Below are 22,276 nucleotides of genomic sequence, written 5' to 3'. Positions count from 1 at the left end.
ATAGTGAGTGTTGCGCACGCTCAAAATGATACACTTGAGAGAATTAAACAAACAGGAAGAATCACTTTAGGTGTTCGCGAATCTTCAGGTTTAGCTTATGCACTTGGTAATGGTAAATATACAGGATTCCATACAGAAATGGCAGAAAACATTATTAATGACATTTCAAAAAAAATTGGAAAACCAATCAGAATTCGTTATCTTCCTATCACATCACAAAATCGAATTCCTCTGTTGCAAAATAGCACTTATGATTTTGAGTGTGGTTCTACAACAAACGATATCGCCCGTAGGAGATCTGTAGCATTTGCTTATACAACTTATGTTGAAGAAGTTCGAATTGCTGTTAAAAAAGACTCTGGCATTAAATCTATCCAAGATTTAAATGGAAAAACAATCGCTACGACCACTGGAACAACAGCTGTTCAGCTTATTCGTCAAAATGGACGTGCAAAAAACATTAACTTCAGAGTCATTAACGGCAGGGATCATGCAGATAGTTTTTTGTTATTAGAATCCGGTCGTGCTGACGCGTTTATTATGGACTCTTCAATTCTTGCTGGAAGTATCTCTAAATCAAGAAATCCATCTGATTACATGATTCTTGATTCTGTACTTTCAGTTGAACCTATTGCTTGTATGCTCCGATTAGAGGATGAAAATTTTGAACAGGCAATCAACGATAGTATCGTAAGCCAAATCAAAGATGGTTCACTTGAAAAGTTATACAATAAATGGTTTATGGAACCAATCCCTCCTACAAATACTGTTATAGGTCTTCCTTTATCAGAATCAACAAGACATGCTTGGGAAAAGCCTAATAATAAACCTAAAGAAGATTATACAGAAAACAGCCTATAAAATTTAAAAGAACAACCACACTTATTTTCAAATTATAAGTGTGGTTGTTTCTGCGTTAATTTTTCAACACGTTTAGCATATGTAAAATATGACTAATTTTTTCATCCTAACTCAAGGGATGACTAACTTTAGGAAATATAGATTAATGGACTTTTCTTTCCTTTGCTTAGATGATCTTACTCAAATGCCAGTAGCTGGATGTCTTGGGACCTCTGGTATAAATCAGACCTATTTAGATACGCTGCTTGATGGCTTTAAAAATACAGCTGTATTATCTATTTCTTCATTAATATTAGCTGTATTTATCGGTGTTATCATAGGAACAGTGCGGACTCTGCCCAATACTTCCGTGATCAATAACACATTTCGCGCTATAGGCGGAATCTGGATAGAAATCATGCGTAACATTCCTTTGCTGGTACAAGTATTTTTATGGTATTTTGTCGTCCCTAAAATTTATCCACCAGCAATGAATTTTTCACCAATTATATTAATAACCTGTGCTTTAGGTTTTTTTACATCCGCACGTATCGCAGAACAGGTTCGCTCAGGAATTGAATCTATCCCTTCTGGACAACGTTATGCAACCATGGCAATGGGATTTACTACTTATCAAAGTTATCGCTATATTATGATACCCCGTGCTATTCGTACTATCTTGCCACCCCTTACCTCAGAAGCAATGGGTATAGTAAAAAATTCATCTATAGCATTCGCCGTTTCTATTCATGAACTAATGCAATTTCAATATCAAACGATTGAAGAAGTAAGTCACGTTTATGAAAATTACATGTTAGTTACAATTCTCTATATTATCATATCATTGTTCATATTTGTTATGATGGCAATAATGGAGAAAATGCTTAAAATTCCTAATTTAAAGACACAGGAGCGTTGATATGATAGATTTCATGAGCTCTGATTTTTGGTCTTATTTTCCTTTTGAGTTTTCAAGTTTCGATTTTTCATTTTTTACTTTTGAGATATTCCATTCTTATATTCTTTCAGGTCTTCTTTTTAGTGTTTTTTTAACATTTGTAGCAACAGTATTTGGACTTATCTTCGGCGTATTATTGGCAATGATGCGACTTTCTTCTATTAAACCTCTCTTCTGGTTTGCTACAATTTACATAACTGCCATGCGTTCAATACCTCTTGTTATGGTTATTTTATGGTTTTTTGTGCTTTTACCTTTCTTGATCGGCACATCAATCGGTGCCAACAATTCAGCAATCATTACCTTTACTGCATTTGAAGCTGCTTATTTTGCAGAAATTATGCGCGCCGGCATACACTCAATTTCGCAAGGGCAAAAACAAGCAGGACAAGCACTTGGAATGACATATTGGCAAAATATGTACATTGTGATTCTTCCCCAAGCTTTTAGAAACATGCTGCCAGTCTTTTTAACACAGGTTATCATCCTTTTTCAGGATACAACTCTTGTCTATGCAATCAGTGGTAATAGTCTCTTGAATGGCTTTGATCTTGTTTCTAACAATTTTGGTGTGAAACCAGAAGCCTATATTTTAGCAGCCGTTTTTTACTTCGGCATTTGCTTTACATTATCGCAGATAGTTTTGTATCTACAGAAAAAAATATCCATTATTCGCTAACAGGAAAAAAAATGTCTACTCATATGATCCAAATTAAAAATGTTTCCAATTGGTACGGCGAAGTTAATATTCTTAAAAACTGCACCACCAATATCGATAAGGGAGAGGTTGTTGTTGTTTGCGGACCATCGGGATCAGGTAAATCAACCTTTATTAAAACTATTAACGCTCTGGTGCCTTTTCAAAAAGGTGAAATCTGGATTAATGGAACACCAGTTCACTCAAAAGAAACAAATTTACCTAAACTACGTAGTCATGTAGGGATGGTGTTTCAACATTTTGAGCTTTTTCCACATTTATCTGTCACAGAAAATTTAACAATTGCACAAATTAAGGTTTTAAAGCGTAGCAAAAAAGAAGCCCTTGAACGTGGCTTATTATACCTTGAACGTGTTGGGCTTATTGAACATAAAGATAAATACCCTGGTCAACTCTCTGGAGGTCAACAACAGCGTGTTGCTATTGCTCGTGCTTTAACTATGGATCCACTTGTTATGCTTTTTGATGAGCCAACTTCTGCTTTAGATCCTGAAATGGTAAGTGAAGTATTAGACGTCATGACGAGCTTAGCAGAAGAAGGCATGACAATGATTTGTGTAACTCATGAAATGAGTTTTGCACAAAAAGTATCGAAGCGCATAATTTTTATGGATCAAGGGGCAATTCTCGAAGATTGTTCATCTGAAGAATTTTTCTCTAATCCACAGAATAGAACTCCACGTGCGCAAGAGTTTTTATCAAAAATCCTCAGTCATTAAATTGTGATGCTGTGTTTGGGCTATCTCTATTACAGACCATATAATAAAAGGCTAAATTTCTACGCCCAAATCATAACTAACAAGCTGCTTTCTATAATCAGCTATCTAACAATTCTGCCACGCATTCTATTTTAAATAACAAAAATTTACCTTTTCATAAAATGACGCTAATTTTTAGCTCCTGTACTGACTTTATTGTAAATTGCAATTAATAGTGCTGAACAACGAGCTACTTTTCTTTTTTGCAGTACCATATTTCCAGGTATAGTCTGAGCAAGAAAATTTCCTTTCTTGGTTGCAGGCGAATATCACTGCATTACCTGCTACAAATTTTTTTCATCCCCTATCTTTAAAATATTTTTTTAGAAAAACCTTCACAGCCATTGTCCACTTGTGGCATCCATTATTTTTTATCAAAATCACCTGATTTCATCTTACTGTCACATGCTAATCATGAATTTTTGCATACACATTTGAAATGTTTTCCCACGATAAAATAAAGCATTAAAAATCCCAAATTTATTATAATAATATAATAATGAACCAGAAAATAACTAAGCCAGCCGCTCTAAAGCAACAGAAGCCTTCTCTCTTGCAGCGTACAATTCTAGGATTCTTTTACGTTCACTTTCAACAATTTCTAGTTTTGCATTTTCTATAAATTTTGGATTGTTTAATTTAATTGATATTTTTTCAATATCTTGTTCGATTTTACTAATATCTTTCATCAAGCGTGTACGTTCAGAATCTAAATCAATCAACTGCCCCAACAATAAATAAAAAGTTTCCTTTCCTAAAATCATTTGGGCTGATCTTTCTGGAATTTTGTTAGAAAAACAAATTGTCCCAACACGTGCTAACCTCTTAAGAATAGCCTCATAACGTTGTACACGTTCCTGTATTTCTTCTCCACCTTCCGTGATGATAACAAGAGGTGCAAGTGCAGCTGCTGGAATATTCATCTCAGAGCGAATAGAACGAATACCACTAATAATATCAATAAGCCAATTAACATCAGCTGCAGCTTCTTCATCTGCAAATATTATCTGTGGCCACTGTGTCAATGCCAACATCTCTTCACGCTTTGTACCTGGCATTGCTGTAAGCGACCACAACTCCTCTGTTATATAGGGCATAAAAGGATGGAGAAGCTTATAAACCTCATCTAGTACCCAAGCAGTACATGCTTGTGCTTCTTTCTTAGAATCTTCATCTCCTCCCTGAAATATAGGTTTAAGAAATTCAAGATACCAATCACATAATGCATTCCAAATAAATCGGTAAAGTGCGCTAGCAGCTTCATTAAATTTATAATTTTCAATATTAGAAGTCACTATCGAAACCGTCTTAGATAATTCTGTTAAAATCCAACGGTTAAATGCAAGTTTTGTTTGTTCTGGCTTAAACGCTAAATCATGCTTAACGTTATTAATTTCTGCAAACCGAGCCGCATTCCACAATTTTGTAGCAAAATTGCGGTAACCTGCAATACGAGAAGGATCAAGTTTTACATCACGACCTTGTGCTGCCATAATCGCTAAGGTAAAACGCAACGCATCTGCACTATATTGATCAATGAGCTCTAATGGATCAACAATGTTTCCTTTAGACTTGGACATTTTCGCGCCATGTGAATCCCGTACAAGAGCGTGAACATAAACGATTGGAAAAGGTGCCTCACCCATAAAGTGAATACCCATCATCATCATACGAGCAACCCAGAAAAAAATAATATCAAATCCGGTAACCGATAAAGATGTTGGATAAAATGTCGTTAATTCAGTAGTTTTATGAGGCCAACCTAAAGTCGAAAAAGGCCAAAGAGCTGATGAGAACCAAGTATCCAAAACATCCTTATCACGAATTAGTTTAACTTCTTTGCTATAATAAGATAAAGCTGAAGCTAACGCCTCTTTTTCATTTTTTTCAACAAAAACCTTACCATCAGGACCATACCAAGCAGGAATCTGATGTCCCCACCACAATTGGCGAGAGATACACCACGGTTGAATATTTTCCATCCAATTAAAATAGGTTTTTTTCCAATTATCCGGAACAAATTGCACCTTTCCCTGATGAACAACCTCTATCGCTGGCTTTGCTAATTTTTCAGCATTGACATACCATTGATCTGTTAAAAGCGGTTCAATGGGAACCCCACTTCGATCACCATGAGGAACAGTATGCAAATGATCATCAACTGTTACTAAATATCCCCCTTCTTCCATAAGAGAAACAATTCGATCCCGCGCAACAAAACGATCAGATTGATCTAGATCCTTTACCAACGCTTTTAATTGATCCGATACAACCAAACCATCAAAGAATGCTTCATTATCACGCAAAAATATTTTAGCTCTCTGCGTAAAAATATTGATCAAAGGCAAATTATTCTTTTGCCCAATTTCAAAATCATTAAAATCATGTGCCGGCGTGATTTTTACAGCACCGCTTCCTTCTTCAGGGTCAGCATAATCATCACCAACAATCAATAACTTACGCCCCACAAATGGTAAAATAGCATTTTTACCTATGAGATCTTTATAGCGATGATCTCTAGGATTAACTGCAATTCCTGTATCACCAAGCATTGTTTCAGGACGTGTTGTCGCAATTATTATAAAAGTTGTAGGATCATCTTGATCAAAAATTTTACCTTCAAGCGGATACCTAAAATGCCATAAATGACCTTGAATTTCTTTTGACTCAACTTCAAGATCCGAGATAGCTGTTAATAATTTTGGATCCCAATTAACTAGACGCTTGTCCTTATATATTAACCCCTGCTTATAAAGCCTAACAAAAACCTCACGAACAGCCTCTGATAAACCTTCATCCATTGTAAAGCGCTCACGCGACCAATCACATGAAACACCAAGACGCCGCAGTTGACTAGAAATGATGCCACCAGCTTCATGGCGCCATTTCCAAACACGCTCAATAAATTTTTCTCGCCCCATTTCTTGGCGAGTTGGTTCCTGACGCTCTGCAAGTTGACGTTCAACCACCATTTGCGTTGCAATCCCTGCATGATCCATGCCAGGCTGCCATAGCACATTTTTACCATGCATCCGCTGAAAACGCACCATAATATCTTGAATTGTTGCATTTAATGCATGCCCCATATGCAATGAACCAGTTACATTTGGTGGCGGAAGCATAACACAGAAAGCTTCTGTGCACGGTTTTGAACCTGCTCCTGCTTTAAAAGCACCACGTGTTTCCCACTGCTTCGCAATACGTGGCTCTACGGCAGCAGCGTCATAGGTTTTTTCTAGCATTTTTCTACCCACTTGTTACCAGCGTTCCCCAAAAACACAACTTATGATTGAATACCTAATCACATGGTCTATAAGCTACTTACTTAAAACAGCTTGCAAAACTGAAAAATCGCTTTTTATGGTAAATAAAATACCCGACCGCTAAAAATAATGACTGCCTAGAATTTAAGGTAATTTTTTAATTGTTTTAACGATCTCTTCACGCAAAATTTTCTCAAGAACAACAGGCAATTCACGCTGCAACCATTCTGCTATAGCTGGACGTAATATATCTTCTGCAATCTTCTCCGCAGAAGAAACAAAACATGCAGACGATCCTACACAATCAGAAATCGTGTTCCCTTGCTGAGATACATGGGTATCAGCTTGTCCTGTTTTATGAACAGACATCTGTTCTTCAGAGAAAAATTTCATCTTTTGCATATCCAAACCAACTGTATTATTTTCTACTTCCGCATTGTTTTTCATATGCACAAAAGATAAATCTTCATCATCAGAGGGAATACCAATACGATCCGCTAAAGCTTTTATTGCATCATCAACAGATAAAGCTGATTCATCAAGGCTTTCTAGCGGTACTGTTGAGTTCTTTTCAGAAGAAGAATTAGTCATAACGACTTTATTTGAAACCTGATCAGCCTGAATTGCATTTTCTTCGATTATTTCACGAATAGATGTTAAAATTTCATCCATACTTGGCTCACGCAATGCACTCGAACTTTGTACCATACCTAAACACCTCTCAAAAATGCAAAAACAAAAACCATTCTATCAGTTTAACAAAATAATTACACGATTAACACATCTCTTCATACTGAATATAATAACACACACAACTTTTCTTCACTTTAGTAACAGAAAATAACATTCCAAAATTACTTAAACACAAAAAACGCATCTTTCTTATGTTTTTAGTGAATATCTTGAGTAGCCTTCAATCCTAAATGACTTGCCGTTAGTTTACCAATAGCAGATTGAACAGTATAACTCGCAATAATAGCATTTCGTTCTGCAGTTACTAGTGAAATCTGAGCATTAATCAACTCAGTGCGGGACCTTAAAACATCCAACGTTGTTGCCTGCCCTAAACGGTTTTCTTGCATACGACCTTTAAGAGCAATTTCTGCAGCACGTACACTCTCGCTATAAGCTACAACAGATGCGCGCGTGCCCTCCAATTGAAACCACGCAGAAGCGAGTGCCTGCTTTACATCATTTTGAGCCAAATCAAACTGAAGACGAGCCTGCTCAAATTGTTCTTTCGATTGGCGAACCTGTGCAGAAGTGCGCCCACCTTCAAAAATCGGAACGCTTAATGAAAGCCCTATTGATTGAGAAACACCATCTCCCTCAGGAATACCATAAATTCGATTGTAGGACGCCGATGCAGAAAGATCAAGCTTAGGAAACATTGCTCCCTCTTTTGCTTTTACATTGTATGAACTAGCATCAACCAAATATTTTGCGTAAAGAATTGCTGGATGCGTAACAACAGCAATTTGATAACCAATATCAAGACTCTCCGGTAATTCTTTTGCCCCTGAAGGAGACTCCAACTTTGCGGGATAATCTCCCACAACTTGCTGATAAATTGCTTCCGCTGATTTTGCTTCAGAACGCGCAAGACTATACTCAGAGACAGCGAAAGAGCGCGCTGCTTGTGCCTGAGCAAAATCAACTTGGGCCACCTCCCCTATATCAAGCTTTGCTTTATTTGAACGAACTAACTCTTCAAGAGCCGCTAAATTTTCTTGACGAAGCTCAGCAATACGACGTGTTTGATATACGTTAGCATACGCTTTTATAACATCTAGAAACAAATTTTGTTCAGCATTACGAAAAGATTCACGCTGTGCTTGCATTTTAACTTGAGCTGATAAAAACATATTTTGTGTAATAAAATCAAACAATCTTTGATTTATTCTTAGTTCCATGGATCCAGAATTTTTATAAGAACCTGTAGCATTATTTCGATTATAGGTCCCAATCCCATCAATTTGCGGTAAAAAACCAGCACGTGCAATTGTTATATCATCATTTGCTATACGCATAGCTGCGCGCTCGTAGTTTAATTTAGCATTATATATACAAGCTTTAGCTAAAGCATTTTCTAATGTATCAGCGTAAGCTGATCCTGAAACAAAAGTTCCCAATGTAAGTAACAAACATACCTGAAATTTCTTGCTTATTTTAAACACGATATAAACCCCAAATTAATCATCTATTTTCTATTCATGGGTGCTGCAAATACTAAAACACAAAATCAGGTATTCTTAAAAATTCGGAAAGCGGCTTTACAGAAAGGTTAAAACCACGACGAGCTGAAATGCTCCCTTCTTCCTTTATATAGATTTGCGCAACACCAGCATTACCATGTCCTTCAACCACAAGAAGGCGCCCTCCTTCTTTCATTTGATCAAAGATACCATCAGGAATAAAATCAACAGCACCTTCAATAAAAATTAAATCATAGGGTCCCTTAACAGCATACCCCTTCTCCAATAATCCATGCACAACAACCACATTATCACACTGATAACGTTCTAAAAGCTCAGCAGCTTGTTTTGAAAGAGTCTTATTACTTTCCAACGCAATAACAGATTTAGCAAGCTTTGAAAACAAGGCTGCACAATAACCACTATTTGCGCCAATATCTAATATACTATCCGATGGTTTTACGGCTGCAAGCTGTAACAGCTTTGCTAAAGATGCAGGCCTCATCAAATAACTCGCAGGGATATCGCCTTGTAGTGGAAAAATAAGAATATCAGTATCAAGGTAACTTAAATCTTTAACATCCTCTGGTACAAAATCTTCACGTGGCACCGTTAAAAATGCCTCAAGAACCGACAAATTCGTTACATCCACAGTACGAATCTGATTATCAACCATTTTACGGCGAAGCTCTGTAAAATCTGCAACCATAACTAGCTCTTCTCTCCCACCTACGACAAACACCACAACAAAGTGGAATAGCTAGGACACAAATTATCTCTTACTTTTGAATGTGACAAAAAAGCATGCTCCAGTCAATATAAGACTCCAATTGCAACAAAATTCCGGTCAAGTCTATATTCATAGAAAATCGTTCTTAATTAAAAAGGAAAAGAAAACCATTTATTTTAGAGCACTAATTAAATAGATCAAAATAAATTGGAGGCCTCGCCCGGAATCGAACCGGGATACAAGGATTTGCAGTCCTCTGCGTAACCATTCCGCCACAAGGCCTCATCAATATAATGTGAAAATTGTCAATAAGGGAAGAGAACATATTCGTCAAGTGACAGACAACTTCTTCAACCTTTTTTCCTCTTTCTATGGAATTTCTGATATTTTTTAAAAAAAAGAAATTTTTTTCTTTGCAAATCAATACTGCTTTGCTATAGCCTTGTTCATTAATTAAAGACTGGATATTCTTCCTCGGTAGCTCAGCGGTAGAGCAACCGGCTGTTAACCGGTTGGTCGCTGGTTCGAATCCGGCCCGGGGAGCCATTTTTTTTATTTTTATGTAACATTTCGCTTTAGTTTATCTATTTTAAGAATAAGAAACAACATAGCAAGATGACAGAATAGAATTTTCAGCTTTTCTCACAGGTTTCCTTTTTGTTTTTATAATTTTCTAAAATAATTTCTTCAAATATATGCAGATAATATTGTGTGTTATTTTAAAAACACTCAAAATAAAAAATTAACAAGCTTTATTCCACTGCGTTAAGCAAGACATCAGTTTACCTCATAGTAGAGATTTACTATACTTTTACACAAGTTTTTCTCCGCTTTTTCTTCTAACCTTAATCAATATTCCCCTTCAATTAACTTGAACAAAATTTTCAACTTTAGATATCTTTATTAATCAAATTTTATAAAATATATTTTTATTAATTTCGAGAACAAGGCATATCCAATTATATAAATCAGCTAAGGTTTAACATGTTTGACGCACTAGGTAGTTCTTTAATCCTAATTGTAACTCTTAGTGGAAATAGGATTACTAACATAAGAAAATGTGTTAACCATTACATAATCAGTGCTCTGTAGATAATCTATTGATATTTAAGTATGTTTATCATGAAAGCAAACAATATAAATCACCATAAAAATCTGATGAGTACACTATAAACTGTTCTTGAGGAAGGTCTAAAGTATAAACTTTCTAATTAACTTACCAACATCATAGTGGGAGGGATGTTTTAAAGGAAACAAAAAAATGAAAATGAAACTGTTTTTATTTTTCTTTAGCCTATTACTGAATATTCATACCTCTTCTGCAGCTCCTGTGCCAGAGCAAAAGAACCCGGATACGCCTCATGACAAGGCTATTCACGTTAAGGTCCACACTGGAGGGGAATATTGCTATGCCCCAGCATTTGTGAATGGTGAAAGTTACGTTTACATTGATAATTGCTCTTCTCCTAGCGTTAAATTCGCTCGATATGATCTCTTTCAAAGAATAGCTTGGAATGTAAAGGGCATTTGGCTATGCATGACTGCTCCTAGCTCCGTTACAGGAATTAACGGAAATTCCAATGCTAACTGGGATTATCTCCTCTTAAGACCCTGTGTTATCAACGATGAAAATCAACGCTGGATCATTGAAGGAAATGCATTTTATACAGCTGATAAAAAATTTCGTGTTAAAGACTATAAATGGTACACTTTTATTTCAAAAAACTCAGGTGATTACTACAATCATACCTTAAGCATGATGGATTCATGGGCAAAGATTATTGCTGCTCCAGTCAATATTAATATCAAAACTTTCGTGGGATGGAAATTCATCAGTGGCCCGAGCTTCTCTACTTATTATATTACGGACGATGGATCTAAATCAAATCTTTTTGATCTCTATTATAACCCAGACAATGGCCATATTTTCAGATATTTTCCTTCCACAGGAGCATTATCTTGTATGGCTTCCCAACAATCTACTTCAGATAATTGGAATTGGGTAAGATGGAAGTTTTGTGATGATACTGTTTCTGAAACCAAAGACATTGGTTACTGGGATATTTCTCAATTATACGGACGCGAAGGGCCACTTCTAGATCATCAAGGTAATTTTTTACGAGTTACGCAATATGGTACTAGTTGGGGTTTTCCTTACACAGTTAAACCTGATTACTTGAAAGCAGATACTCAAAATTCTCCTAAATCTGAATTTCTTTTTGCTTATGATTTTGATCGTTGGAGTCGCTATGTCAATGGAAATTTAGGGGATACACTAGCTTATTGCCCAGCTCCGGGAAAAAAGGAAAATATTGTACAGACTTTTACTTCAAAGACACGAAGTAAGCGGTCTTTACCTCCTGATTTTACTCTCACCAATGAATGGATACGAAGACTATATAACATAGCTAGAAGTTCTACTTTTGCAGGTCAAGAACATATTGCCTTTTGTGGCCCCTGTATGCTGCATACTCTGCAAATGCTCGCTGAATTGCAGGAAGATAATATAGGTAGACCTCGTCATAGTGGAGGTTATTTCTTTGATACACATGAAGGAGTGGATCCATTTATCTCATTTCGTACTAGATTTCCTGAACTTGCAACAAGACTTGAATCCACAATGTCTTACGTTAATCTACCTTTTCACACAGGAGAGAATACTTATACGCGAACAAGTAGAGTAACGCGCGCAACAGCATTGATGCTATTACCTCAATATAATTGGAGACCTTCAACTATGGCAAGAACAGAGGAAGAAATGAGAAGTAGACTTCAAGGCCTGTTAACTGCTCCTCCTGGAACAGCTTGGTATGTTTCAATTGTCAGGTCAAATAGAGATGGTACAAACGTTATTGGTCATGCCCAACCTATTTTAAGGACAAACCAAGGCTTAGTACTTATCCCTACAAACATACACATTTTGACTTTGGACCAATTCAGACATGTTCTTACCCCAACAACAAATATAGACGCATTAATACATTATCTTTCAGTTGGGAGAACTCAAATACTTCATTCACTCATAACCTATCAAATGGCCCAACTTGATGAAATTCCTTTAAGTCTTTATGTCTCTCAAAGAGATTGCACCGGAGAAGGAGATCATAGAAGAGGCAATAGACAATTACCAAGAGCTTCTTTGCTTAATCAGTGTGGCAGTGGCAGATGTGCGATTCAATAAAAATTAATATTGTTGAAATAATAAAAGAGTCTGGTAAAAAATAATAAAATTAAGCTAATGCGAATTTTTTTCTTTCAAAATCAAAGAATGCTAGACTCTTTCAAGAAAGATTAATATCTATTAAAATAGCATTTTTTTTACAAAATTATTTTTCTTCAATTAGGGTGATTGCTATTTTCCCTACCTCAAAAAATAAGCTTTTAGAGAAGGCATAATGATTTTTAGGTATTTTGTGCTTTAAATCTTAATTTATAAAGTACTCTATAGCTTTAACCTATTTTCAAAGAGATGCGGATTCTCAACAGGAAGTTGTTCTCGTGCTTTTTGTAATCGTTTAATAATTTCATCAATTTTGGAGTGAGAACAAAAAGATTTTTAATTATAGAAAAAACGCTGCTTTTCTTCACCTTTACAAGAGCATTGTGTTTGAATTTGATATATCTACTGCATAATGAGATAAATAATCAACTAATGTAGATGTAACTCATTTATATTTATTTTTTTATCTGCCTCCTGTACTTTTTTAAGGATCAAAGAAAAAACGAACAGGTGCATAAAAAATAAAATTTGTTGTTTCTTTTAAGACATTGCTACCGTCAGCAAACATTGCTTGACTAGGTGAAAGTTCCGTACCGCGCATAATTGTCGAGGCTAAAGAACCTTCTCGAGACAGAGCCATTAATGTTGGTGAAGAAGCAAATACATTATGGGCTCCACCATCAATGTTAGAGACATCAAGCACAGCTATTCCATTTTTCCGTAACATTTCAATACTTAAACCATCTCCTACACGAGAATGTCCCCCTGTGAGACGCCCTGAAACAGCAAGAGCTTTATCCTTACGAGATACTAAAACAGCTGTTGGATGCGGTAACTTTTTAATATCATTAAATTGACGCTCAAACACATCAATATCAATATCTGGTGCAGCCATTAAAAAACTTGTAATACGGCGAATTGGTTTATACTTTCTTTGCAAAGCTAAAGTTCTGAATGCTTCCATTATAACAAAATTGCCCATTGAATGTGCGATAACAGAAATTTGATCAGCATCCGTTTCACTAATAACTGTTAAAAGCTCTATTAGTCCATCACGTGCAAAATTAGCACTATCACGATCATATACATAAAGAGGTATCGCTCCAGCAGAAGGCCATGAATAATGCACAGTCACCACATCTAAAGAATAATCATACACAAACTGAGCTGCATGAAATGTACCATCAGCAAAATTGTTATTATAACCGTGAATGAAAAGGAAAATTTCTCTTTTTCCTTTTTTCTTTTTCGCTAACTCAATATTTAATTTCCTCTTAAAATGTTCCTTGTCACTATACTTCTGTAAAGCAGCAGCCGCAAAATATTTATCATGAGTAGGTTTATATGTATTTGTTTCAACTCTACCTTTCACATGTTGTTGCGGAATTCCTACATCAACACGATTATAGTGCACTTGCTTTGACCGCTCTGATCCATAAGGTTGAGAATAACTATTTTGCATCATGCGACTTGTTGCAACATACACTGGAATAATAGCTTTTGGAAGAACTGGCCCGTCTTCAACTTCTCTTTGCACCGCAATCATAGATGGTGTTGCATTTATCCCATGCCAAAGAACAGCACGTTTATTACCACATGCTGCAAGCAGAGCAATACAAATAAAAAGCATGGAATACTTTAAAAATGTTATATATTTCACAGAATCCCACCATATTGTAGATCTATCTACATTTGCTAAGTAATAATTTAAAAGTGTAAATGGTGCGGTCGAGAAGACTCGAACTTCCACGAGTTTCCTCACAGCGACCTCAACGCTGCGCGTCTACCAATTCCGCCACGACCGCACACGGCAAAAAGTTAAGATATATAACTCTTCGGCATTTAACAAATCATACAGAAAGGTACAAGTCTATTCTTAGTTTTTTATAATTTATTTTAATTTAATCACTAAAATACCCTTTCAATAAATTACCTAATTGTATACTTCAATGTATCCCACGGATTATTCTCATGAAATTGGCCTGCGCAACTTGATCTTTTTCATAATAACCATGAAAGCTTGTTGTTATTGTTGTTGCTCCTTGCTTTTGTACACCTCTCATAGCCATGCACATATGTTCAGCTTCAATCAACACTGCAAGACCGCGAGGTTTTAGATATTTTTTCAAACTATTAGCTACTTGAGCTGTCATAGTTTCCTGTGTTTGCAAACGACGAGCAAAAACATCTATGACGCGCGCAATTTTTGAAAGACCAACAATTTTTTTATCAGGAAGATATGCTACATGAACTTTACCAATTATTGGAATCATATGATGCTCACAATGTGAATAAAAGGAAATATCTTTTACGATTACCGGCTCATTATATCCTCCAACTTCTTCAAAAACTACGCCTAAAATTTCATCAACGGATTCACCATAACCAGAAAATAATTCCTTATAGACTTTAGCAATACGCTTTGGAGTCTCTAAAAGTCCTTCTCGATCTGGGTTTTCCCCTACCCATAACAATAATGTGCGAATCGCCTTTTCTACTTCTTTCAAGCTAGGGCACTCCCCAGATAAAGACAGGTCTGCAGCCACTTTTTCCACGGCACTATGCATTTAAAAACTCCAGCTTCTTTTGTACAAAACATTATGTACCTATTCATTTTACTCTATAGTAATCCTTATGTAGGTAAATGAAAAGCTTGAACAATGAAAACTTTTAAAATTTTAGACAAAGCCTATGATTGACAATATCTATAGTCATACAATCCTTAAATATGCTGCCTGTATAAGCAGAATTGGGCGTCTTAATAACCCTGATGCAACGTCAAAAAAACATACCCGTCTTTGTGGCTCAACGGTTCTTGTAGATCTCAAAGTAGATAACAATATTATTACAGATTTTTCTCATGAGGTGAATGCATGCGTGCTCGGACAAGCTTCATCTTCGATTTTGGCTCATCATGTTATTGGTAAAAAAACACAAGATATCAAAATGTTACATAAAATTATACAATATATGTTAATAAAAAATGGACCTCCCCCTCCCGCTCCATTTGAAGCATTTTCTTGTTTGCAACCTATTAAAGATTATAAAGAACGCCACGCATCAACACTGCTTACCTTTGACGCAGTTATAGATTGTATTGAACAAATTGAAGAAAAAACAAATGATTGAACAACATCCAAAACAAAGAAAAATACAAACCAGAAATTATGCAGGTCCCTGGCGCAAAACACCTGGGCGATTACTTGGCACAGGATTAATACGCCTTTATCAAATAACACTTTCCAACTTTACAGGAAATCAGTGCCGCTATATGCCAACATGTTCAGAATATACCTATGAAGCGATCGCACGTCATGGTTTGTGGGCTGGTGCCTGGATGGGTTTTTTTCGTATCGTATGTTGTAATCCTTTTGGAACACATGGCTTTGATCCAGTGCCTACTTCCCTTGGTTCTTCTTATTATTTCTATAAACCTTGGTGCTATCGGAAAATTTCTACTAAACACAATAAATAATTTCTTTTCTTTTTGTTCTTTTATGCATATTGTCAGGGAATTAATTTGTTATCTTTACTTCATCACTAAGTTTTCACTAAACCATCTGCAATCGTTGGCGGAACTGGATTAAAGAGGTGCTATAATGTCTTTCTCTGTTTCTCTTTTTTTTCCTGACGGCTCACAACGTGACTGTCTTGCTGAAATAACAGGTTTAGAGTTAGCCAAGTCTATTTCTAAGTCACTCGCAAAAAAAGCAGTTGCTTATAGCCTTAACGGTATCATTAGAGATCTTTCAGATCCATTAGAGCAATCTGGTCAGGTAGAAATTATCACCCGTGATGATCCACGCGCACTTGAATTGATACGCCATAGTTGCGCACATGTTCTTGCCGAAGCAGTACAGGAACTGTTTCCTGAAACGCAAGTTACAATCGGACCAGTTATTGAAAATGGTTTTTATTATGACTTTGCACGTCAACAACCTTTTACACTAGAAGATCTTAACACCATTGAAAAGAAAATGCGTGAAATTATTCAACGCAATAAATTTTTTAAGAAGGAAATTTGGTCTCGTGAAAAAGCAAAAAAGATTTTTTCTGACAAAGGTGAGCTTTATAAAGTTGAACTTATTGATGCTATTCCTGAAGATCAAGATCTGAAAATCTATTATCAAGGTGATTGGTTTGATCTTTGTCGTGGTCCGCATGTACCATCTACTGGTCAAATTGACAATGCTTTTAAATTGATGAAAGTCGCAGGTGCTTATTGGCGTGGTGATGCAAATAACCCTATGTTGACAAGAATCTATGGTACAGCATTTTCCAACGAAAATGATTTAAAAGCCTATCTTAATATGCTGGAAGAAGCTGAAAAACGTGATCACCGTCGTTTAGGGCGCGAAATGGATCTATTTCATTTTCAAGAAGAAGGCCCGGGCATGATCTTCTGGCATCCAAAGGGTTGGAAAATGTTTCAAAATTTGGTCAGCTATATGCGTAGACGCCTTGATGAACACAAGTACGACGAAGTTAATGCACCTCAAGTTCTTGATAAATCACTTTGGGAAACATCTGGTCATTGGGGATGGTATCAAGAGAATATGTTCAAAACAATCCCTGCTGCTAATGATTGGGATGACGAACATGTTTACGCCCTTAAACCAATGAACTGCCCTGGTCATGTGCAAATTTTTAAACATGGTTTAAAATCTTATCGTGATTTGCCCATCAGACTTGCTGAATTTGGCCTCCTTCACCGTTACGAACCCTCAGGTTCTTTGCACGGTCTCATGCGTGTACGTAGTTTTACACAAGATGATGCACATGTTTTTTGTACAGATGAGCAATTAGCTGATGAATGCCTCAAGATTAATGACCTTATTTTGTCAACCTATGCTGATTTTGGTTTTGAAGAAATTATTCTCAAACTCTCAACGCGCCCAGAAAAACGCGTCGGTTCTGATGAATTATGGGATCACGCTGAAAATATTATGATGTCTGTTCTCAAAACCATTGAGAAAGAAGCAAAAGGACGCATAAAAACAAGCATTCTTCCAAGAGAAGGTGCTTTTTATGGACCAAAATTTGAATATACATTAAAAGACGCTATCGGCCGTGAATGGCAATGTGGAACAACACAAGTCGACTTTAATCTTCCTGAACGCTTTGAAGCATTCTATATCAATAAAAATTCAGAAAAATGCCAGCCTGTGATGATCCATCGAGCTATTTTTGGATCAATGGAGCGTTTTTTAGGTATATTAATCGAGAATTTTGCCGGACATATGCCGCTTTGGCTTGCTCCTCAACAAATCATTGTTGCAACAATTACATCTGACGCAAATGAATATGCAGAAAAAGTGACGGAAAAACTCAAAGCTTCTGGCCTTTTAGCTATACCAGACCTTCGTAGTGAAAAAATTAACTATAAAATACGTGAACACTCTTTACAAAAAGTCCCTGTAATCCTCATATGCGGTAAACGCGAATCTGAAACAAACAGTGTAAATATGCGCCGTTTAGGAAGCATGAATCAAATTTCTTTGCCGATAAACCAAGCAATTGAACAACTTACAAATGAAGCAACTCCACCAGATCTACGCCGGCGGTTTATGAATAGCTAATGAACTCAAAGTAATGAAGTTATGTAATCCAAACAATTTCATCACTATTGTATCCTATCAAGTACACGCTTACATTCAATTAATTCAAAGAGTGCTTCCTGCAATAACGCCCTATCAGTTTTGTCTTGGTGACTATTAACAGCACCGACAGACTCTTCTTCCTCACCCTTCATAAATTCAAAAAGTCCAAATGCTGACTTCTTTTTTGATTGAGTTTGGATAGATTCAGAGAATTTCTCTGCATGTTTTTTTTCTATCAAAACATTCATGGCATCAAGATCACCACTGCCTATTGCAATAACAAAAGCAGTACCATTTTCTTTCAAAAGGCGCTGAACTCCCTTTATAGTGTAACCCTGACCATAAAGTAACTGTTTAATACCATTGAGAAAATCTATATCAACAGGGCGATAATAGCGCCTTCCACCTCCACGCTTTAGTGGCTTGATTTGAGAAAAGCGTGTTTCCCAAAATCTTAATACATGCTGTGGCAATCCTAATAATTCAGCTACTTCGCTAATTGTACGAAAAGCGTCAGGACTCTTGTCCATTTCATAATAACCTTATCTAAAATTATATCAAATGATTTGATAATAATTAACCAAATTCAAATTTTTTACCAAGTTTAGCTACAAATAAGAGCCGTACTTCAATAAGAATCCTTCAACAAAAGCAAAAATCCCATCTGATAAGATTCTTAATAAGCTCAGGCAATCCAATACTATGATTTATGTAAAATTATTTTTGTTTCGCGCAATGCGCATCTAAAATTCTTTGCTTAAGTATATTTGCAGCTTTAAATGTCACAATACGCCGTGGTGGAATCGGCGCTTCAATACCAGTTTTGGGATTACGCCCAATCCGTTCACTTTTACTGCGAACTTGAAAAGTCGCAAAAGAAGATAATTTAACCATTTCACCTTTCACAAGTGAATTGCTAATTTCACTTAAAATCAATTCAACCAACGCAGCTGATTCAGTGTATGACAAGCCTACTTTTCTGCAAACCGCACTCGCTAAATCTGCACGCGTCACCGTCCTACCTGTCATCATATTCACCTATCAACTATTTGAAATTATAAAGTGATTTATAAATCTTATTCAATTCTAGTCAAGTTACTAAATTTTACCAACGAATAAGCACTGCTCCCCATGTAAATCCACCTCCCATAGCTTCCAACAGGACTAAATCTCCTTTTTTAATTCTTCCATCTTGTACAGCAGCTGCTAAAGCTAGCGGTACAGATGCCGCAGACGTATTACCATGTTGATCAACAGTAATTACAACCTTATCTATTTTGATTCCTAACTTTTTAGCTGATGCTTCAATAATGCGCTTATTGGCTTGATGGGGTACAAACCAATCTAATTGAGAGGGAGTCATACCGACAGCAGCAAAACAATCATCAACCACATCGATTACTATACCAACTGCATGCTTAAAGACTTCTTGTCCTTTCATGCGTAAATAACCTGTTGTTTGCGTTGTCGAAGGACCACCATCAGCATACAACTTATCTATATAGGCACCATTAGAGCGCAATTTTGTAGACAATATTCCGCGATCGACAGCAACATTCCCTTCAACTTCTTGTGCCTCTAAAATAGCTGCTCCTGCACCATCACCAAACAAAACACACGTTGTACGGTCTTGCCAATCTAAAATTCGAGAAAATGTTTCAGATCCAATAACTAGAACTCTTTCGGCTTCTCCACTACGTAAATAAACATCTCCTGTTGTTAACGCAAAAATAAAGCCGGAACAAACAGCTTGAACATCAAAAGAAAAACCGTGACTCATTCCCAAAGCATGTTGAATTTCAACAGCAGAAGAAGGAAAAGTACGATTAGGTGTTGAAGTCGCCAAAATAATACAATCAATATCTTTGATTGTCATTCCAGCATTGGTAAGTGCTGCCTGTGCAGCTTCTATACCTAAAGAAACGGTTGTTTCATTTTCACTAGCAATGTAACGCTGATGAATACCTGTACGCTGAACAATCCATGAATCAGATGTTTCAACAAACTTCGCAATCTCATCATTCGACAATTTTTTTTTAGGTAAGGCGCTTCCTACACCACGCATAACCGATCGTATCATTCGGCTCTAACCCTCTTCCTGAAATTTTTTATCTACACTAAAAATACTAATCATATTGTTTCCTTATCAATCACAGATTCACCTTCATTATTCAAAAACATCGCTTTTTTTTCATGAAAGCATTGCAAATCTGTAATTATTTTTTTCAAAAGCTCGTTGTTAACCATCTCATAACCGATACGAATAGCAGAAGAAAAATCACTAGCACTGGCACTACCATGACTTTTTACAACAACACCATTCAAACCTAGAAGCACGCCACCATTAACTCGATCAAGATCTACCTTTTGTTTTAGTTTACGAAAGGCACTTTGCGACAATAAATAACCAAAGCGTGAAAAAATAGAACTACGCATAGCATTCTTTAAAAGCTCGGAGATTTGTTGCACAGTTCCTTCTGCAACTTTTAAAGCAATGTTACCGGAAAAACCTTCAGTTACAACAACGTCAACCATCCCTTTTCCAATATCATTGCCTTCAATAAATCCTTTATACTCTAATCCTTCAAATTGCACCTTACTTAATATTGTTCCAGCTTTTTTGATTTCATCACAACCTTTAACTTCTTCAATACCCACATTTAAAAGTCCAATAGTTGGTTTTTTTACATTATACAAAGAACGAAACATACTAGCGCCCATCACTGCAAAATCAACTAATTGATTAGCCGATGCACCAATCGTTGCTCCAATATCTAAAACGATACTATCATTACGAAGAGTTGGCCAAATACCAGCAATTCCAGGACGCTCAGTTTCCGCCATCATTTTTAAACAAAAATAGGACATTGTCATAAGCGCACCAGTATTACCAGCAGAAACACAGAAATCAGCTTCACCATTCTTCACAACCTCAATCGCATGCCACATCGATGATTTACCGCGTCCAATGCGAAGCGCCTGACTTGGTTTCTCATCCATACGTGTATAGCTCTCTGTAGCATAAAAATGAGATACTGAAAGCAAATCAGGGTATTTTTTTAAAACTGGCTCAACAGCTTCATCTACCCCATAAAACAAAAAATGAACCTTTGGCAAATATTTCTGCGCAATTGCTGCTCCTGCAATTGTAACTTCTGGGCCATAATCACCACCCATGACATCCACAGAAATTCTAATCACGCTTGTCATCTCCTATCTCTTAAAACTTTACATTACAATTTTTTGACATTCATAATATAATCACTACGCAGAAATACTGTTTTATACCAGTATCATACGATAGTAAAATAGACATTTATAAGTATTTACAATCATCTCCATTCTTTTAAAATAGAAAATGGTGATGATTTTTTTTCAATATCTTCTGAATTTTTAAGAACATTCATATGTATATTTTCTTTACGTGGATAACGATCAATAGATAATTCAAAAAATTCTTCCACAATTGTACCAATATCAATCTTATCACCATAAAAAATTTCTGGCGCATCTGGTCCTTCTGCATCTAAAAATAATTCACCTGTACCCTCTAACATTCCAGGTTTTACTAAATTTGACCCATCAGGAACAAATACAACTTCAATATTTTCATGGATATTATTTTCTAAAGACTCCAACGTAACAACACATGATTGTATTATGTTCGCTCTTAATGAACCTTTTACGTAAACCCCACGCTTTTTCCATGGTAAAATTTGAAATTTCCCTTCACAAAATTTTACTTCAAGTAAATCATGATTCTTAGCTAAATGAGCACATTCTTGCTGATCTGCACAAATATGAACTTTTATACCTTTAACAGATAATGAGCTTACTGAAACTGGATAAGAAAGAGCAAACGTCATTTGAGAAACATTTTGAATATTCATTCACAACTCCACTCTATGAAAGACTGTAATACACTAACTTCCCTTTAGCCAGATTATATTTTATGAACCATTTTCCTTATATGTAAGTGAAATAATTTATCCTG

At 36.2% G+C, this 22,276-nt stretch carries 19 protein-coding genes and 3 tRNA genes; 9 read left to right on the top strand and 13 right to left on the bottom strand.

The features are described 5' to 3' along the window. From H710_RS03720 to H710_RS03705, 4 genes are all read left to right on the top strand, one after another. The coding region (locus H710_RS03720) for a transporter substrate-binding domain-containing protein (RefSeq protein WP_080772763.1) at positions 1-861 on the top strand (861 nt) is incomplete at its 5' end. Positions 862-1,006: 145 nt separating this feature from the next. After that, positions 1,007-1,759 carry an amino acid ABC transporter permease gene (locus H710_RS03715; RefSeq protein WP_041849490.1) on the top strand — a complete coding sequence of 251 codons (753 nt, stop codon included), beginning with the start codon at positions 1,007-1,009 and terminating at the stop codon, positions 1,757-1,759. A 1-nt stretch (position 1,760) separates the two neighbouring features. Further along, a complete protein-coding gene (locus tag H710_RS03710) occupies positions 1,761-2,477 on the top strand; it encodes an amino acid ABC transporter permease (protein WP_041849489.1) in 717 nt (238 codons plus the stop codon). 11 nt (positions 2,478-2,488) lie between these two features. After that, complete coding sequence (locus H710_RS03705) at positions 2,489-3,235, top strand: amino acid ABC transporter ATP-binding protein (protein WP_041849488.1); 747 nt, start codon at positions 2,489-2,491, stop codon at positions 3,233-3,235. Between the two features lie 554 nt (positions 3,236-3,789). Here the strand turns inward: H710_RS03705 and H710_RS03700 are convergent. The 5 genes from H710_RS03700 to H710_RS03680 all read right to left on the bottom strand — a co-directional run bounded on the left by H710_RS03700 (position 3,790) and on the right by H710_RS03680 (position 9,744). After that, positions 3,790-6,516, bottom strand: coding sequence for a valine--tRNA ligase (locus tag H710_RS03700; protein ID WP_041849487.1), 2,727 nt, complete (start codon positions 6,514-6,516; stop codon positions 3,790-3,792). 165 nt (positions 6,517-6,681) lie between these two features. Continuing rightward, positions 6,682-7,245: a DUF2497 domain-containing protein gene (locus H710_RS03695; RefSeq protein WP_041849486.1), complete on the bottom strand. Its 564-nt coding sequence runs from the start codon at positions 7,243-7,245 to the stop codon at positions 6,682-6,684. 182 nt (positions 7,246-7,427) lie between these two features. After that, complete coding sequence (locus tag H710_RS03690) at positions 7,428-8,681, bottom strand: TolC family outer membrane protein (RefSeq protein WP_244875589.1); 1,254 nt, start codon at positions 8,679-8,681, stop codon at positions 7,428-7,430. A gap of 85 nt (positions 8,682-8,766) precedes the next feature. After that, positions 8,767-9,441, bottom strand: coding sequence for a protein-L-isoaspartate O-methyltransferase family protein (locus H710_RS03685; RefSeq protein ID WP_041849484.1), 675 nt, complete (start codon positions 9,439-9,441; stop codon positions 8,767-8,769). A 229-nt stretch (positions 9,442-9,670) separates the two neighbouring features. Continuing rightward, a tRNA-Cys gene (locus H710_RS03680) sits at positions 9,671-9,744 on the bottom strand. Between the two features lie 189 nt (positions 9,745-9,933). Between H710_RS03680 and H710_RS03675 the strand changes: the two genes are divergently transcribed. Then, positions 9,934-10,008: transfer RNA gene (locus tag H710_RS03675), tRNA-Asn, on the top strand. 715 nt (positions 10,009-10,723) lie between these two features. After that, on the top strand, positions 10,724-12,643 hold the full coding sequence (locus tag H710_RS03670; RefSeq protein WP_041849483.1) for a DUF1561 family protein: 1,920 nt from the start codon (positions 10,724-10,726) through the stop codon (positions 12,641-12,643). Between the two features lie 523 nt (positions 12,644-13,166). Here H710_RS03670 and H710_RS03665 read toward each other — a convergent pair. The 3 genes from H710_RS03665 to folE all read right to left on the bottom strand — a co-directional run bounded on the left by H710_RS03665 (position 13,167) and on the right by folE (position 15,249). Beyond that, complete coding sequence (locus H710_RS03665; RefSeq protein ID WP_052472881.1) at positions 13,167-14,312, bottom strand: alpha/beta hydrolase; 1,146 nt, start codon at positions 14,310-14,312, stop codon at positions 13,167-13,169. A 90-nt stretch (positions 14,313-14,402) separates the two neighbouring features. Then, positions 14,403-14,487: transfer RNA gene (locus H710_RS03660), tRNA-Leu, on the bottom strand. Between the two features lie 141 nt (positions 14,488-14,628). Beyond that, entirely contained in the window at positions 14,629-15,249 is a 621-nt protein-coding gene (gene folE, locus H710_RS03655) for a GTP cyclohydrolase I FolE (protein ID WP_041849482.1), read from the bottom strand. 124 nt (positions 15,250-15,373) lie between these two features. Between folE and H710_RS03650 the strand changes: the two genes are divergently transcribed. From H710_RS03650 to thrS, 3 genes are all read left to right on the top strand, one after another. After that, complete coding sequence (locus tag H710_RS03650; protein ID WP_041849481.1) at positions 15,374-15,811, top strand: iron-sulfur cluster assembly scaffold protein; 438 nt, start codon at positions 15,374-15,376, stop codon at positions 15,809-15,811. Then, complete coding sequence (gene yidD, locus H710_RS03645; protein ID WP_041849480.1) at positions 15,804-16,157, top strand: membrane protein insertion efficiency factor YidD; 354 nt, start codon at positions 15,804-15,806, stop codon at positions 16,155-16,157. Before H710_RS03650 ends, yidD begins: the two co-directional genes overlap by 8 nt. A 124-nt stretch (positions 16,158-16,281) precedes the next feature. Beyond that, complete coding sequence (gene thrS / locus H710_RS03640; RefSeq protein WP_041849479.1) at positions 16,282-18,261, top strand: threonine--tRNA ligase; 1,980 nt, start codon at positions 16,282-16,284, stop codon at positions 18,259-18,261. Positions 18,262-18,305: 44 nt separating this feature from the next. On the opposite strand, the gene H710_RS03635 is transcribed toward thrS, so the two are convergent. From H710_RS03635 to H710_RS03615, 5 genes are all read right to left on the bottom strand, one after another. Beyond that, positions 18,306-18,812 carry a MerR family transcriptional regulator gene (locus H710_RS03635; RefSeq protein WP_041849478.1) on the bottom strand — a complete coding sequence of 169 codons (507 nt, stop codon included), beginning with the start codon at positions 18,810-18,812 and terminating at the stop codon, positions 18,306-18,308. A 187-nt stretch (positions 18,813-18,999) separates the two neighbouring features. Continuing rightward, positions 19,000-19,311, bottom strand: a complete 312-nt coding sequence (locus H710_RS03630) for an integration host factor subunit alpha (protein ID WP_041849477.1) — start codon at positions 19,309-19,311, stop codon at positions 19,000-19,002. Positions 19,312-19,387: 76 nt separating this feature from the next. Continuing rightward, a complete protein-coding gene (locus H710_RS03625) occupies positions 19,388-20,362 on the bottom strand; it encodes a beta-ketoacyl-ACP synthase III (RefSeq protein WP_041849476.1) in 975 nt (324 codons plus the stop codon). A 50-nt stretch (positions 20,363-20,412) separates the two neighbouring features. After that, positions 20,413-21,483 (bottom strand): phosphate acyltransferase PlsX, encoded by a 1,071-nt coding sequence (gene plsX / locus H710_RS03620; protein ID WP_041849514.1) that lies wholly within the window; start codon positions 21,481-21,483, stop codon positions 20,413-20,415. A 131-nt stretch (positions 21,484-21,614) separates the two neighbouring features. Continuing rightward, positions 21,615-22,172, bottom strand: a complete 558-nt coding sequence (locus tag H710_RS03615) for a YceD family protein (protein WP_041849475.1) — start codon at positions 22,170-22,172, stop codon at positions 21,615-21,617. Positions 22,173-22,276 lie beyond the last annotated feature (104 nt).

The sequence above is a fragment of the Bartonella bacilliformis Ver097 genome, assembly GCF_000709795.1.
In the GTDB taxonomy this organism is placed as follows: domain Bacteria; phylum Pseudomonadota; class Alphaproteobacteria; order Rhizobiales; family Rhizobiaceae; genus Bartonella; species Bartonella bacilliformis_A.
This window is presented reverse-complemented; position numbering and strand designations above follow the sequence as displayed.